This window comes from Candidatus Obscuribacterales bacterium, assembly GCA_036703605.1.
In the GTDB taxonomy this organism is placed as follows: domain Bacteria; phylum Cyanobacteriota; class Cyanobacteriia; order RECH01; family RECH01; genus RECH01.
This window is the reverse complement of sequence record DATNRH010000969.1, coordinates 1-1,350: the sequence shown is the minus strand read 5'-3', so window position 1 is coordinate 1,350 and position 1,350 is coordinate 1. Positions and strand designations below refer to the sequence as shown.

Genomic DNA, 1,350 nt, shown 5'->3' with positions numbered 1-1,350 from the left:
GGACAAACCAAGCGGAGTATTTAATTCCTTCGGAAATAGTCTTCTCAAGCACTTGCAGTCGGTAAGGGTTTTCTCCCTTCTTGGCCTCGTCCGCCCAAACTTCCATGCTCACAAAGTTCCCAGAATTATGGTACTAATCACCCAGGCCGATGATTCATACGTTGAAAGTGCTTCAGCATTCATCGCTAGCTTGCAAGAGGTACTAACTTACCCGGCTAGGGTTAGGCGGGGGGTAGGGTTAAGGGCGGCTCGGGGGTCTGGGTTGGGGCCTACTGTAGGGGGCGGGGTTTGACGGCAGGGCTTTACGGGGGATTCGGGCTTGGTGTCAAAGTTTGCCCTCACGAGATACCTCTTGTACAATGCCCAGTAATGACCCCAGGTAGCGTTGCCGACTCCTGCGTTCAAGGGCCACCCGCTGCTGCGAGATTTCCTGCAACCCTCGCATTTTGCGGGGCTGCGCAAGCTGTGCTTCCGCAAAGCCTCGCCTTGCCTCTCCATCCTGCTTGCCGAGCTCGCTCTGTGCTCCCAAGCCGCCCTCTTGGCCCCGCAACTCCTCGCCCTTGGCACACACGTATGTTCGTGCTTTTTTCTAATCTCTACTCTCTTCCCTTTGCCCATCCTCCCCTATCTCCTTGCTTAAATTCTTTTCGCTGTCTCCTGGCAACGGCGACTTTCGCCCTAACTCTCGCAGATTCTGGAGAACGAAGCATCGTTTCTCGATGACTTAGTGACAGCAGTGAACAACACCGCAGGCTTGCCAAGAGTGCGAGCCCTTCAAGTCCTTCTGCACTTGGTCAAGGCCACCAGCAGTAATGAAGCCTTGGACGCCAAGTTTGCCAAGTCTGGCATCCTCAAAGGTTCGCCTCTCTACCGAAAGTCTTAACTACCGCGGCCCTAACCAGATTTCTAGTCCTTGTCACCGAGAGTCTAACTACGAAGGCCTTTTCGACGTTCTGTGGCAGCACCCACGTCATTCGATTCTTCACTCCACGTTCCTTGAGATTGTACAAGCTGCAGGGAGTGCGTCTCGGGCCACCCTCTTTGACCCCACTGTGCTTACCCGCCTCCTTCAGGAGTTTGATGGCAATTTGCCATGGCTAGCTGGCACCCTCGGCTCCATCCTGGTACTTTCTCCTCTCCCCCTCCCCTCTCTTTTTTTGAGAGAATGTGTGTAGTTTAGTTAGTGCCATAATTAGGCTAACAGCAAGCTAGGGTTGGCGCTAAAGGCCTCAGGCAATGTTCTGGGCCTTGTTGGCGAGGGTGCGAACTTGGCGGGCGGTCTCTCGGGCAACTGTGACAGACAGGGCAGTGCGCCAATAGGCATAGGGCGTCCGGCAAGTGAAGGAGGGG

Annotated in this window: 2 protein-coding genes; one reads left to right on the top strand and one right to left on the bottom strand. The window is 54.8% G+C overall.

Annotated features, from left to right (window positions below):
• Window positions 1-325 precede the first annotated feature (325 nt).
• The gene (locus V6D20_19815) at window positions 326-571 is read right to left on the bottom strand and encodes a hypothetical protein (protein ID HEY9818032.1); all 246 of its coding nucleotides are present in this window, start codon (window positions 569-571) and stop codon (window positions 326-328) included.
• Between the two features lie 156 nt (window positions 572-727).
• On the opposite strand from V6D20_19815, the gene V6D20_19810 reads away from it, so the two are divergent.
• Entirely contained in the window at window positions 728-883 is a 156-nt protein-coding gene (locus V6D20_19810) for a hypothetical protein (GenBank protein ID HEY9818031.1), read from the top strand.
• The last annotated feature ends 467 nt before the right edge of the window (window positions 884-1,350 follow it).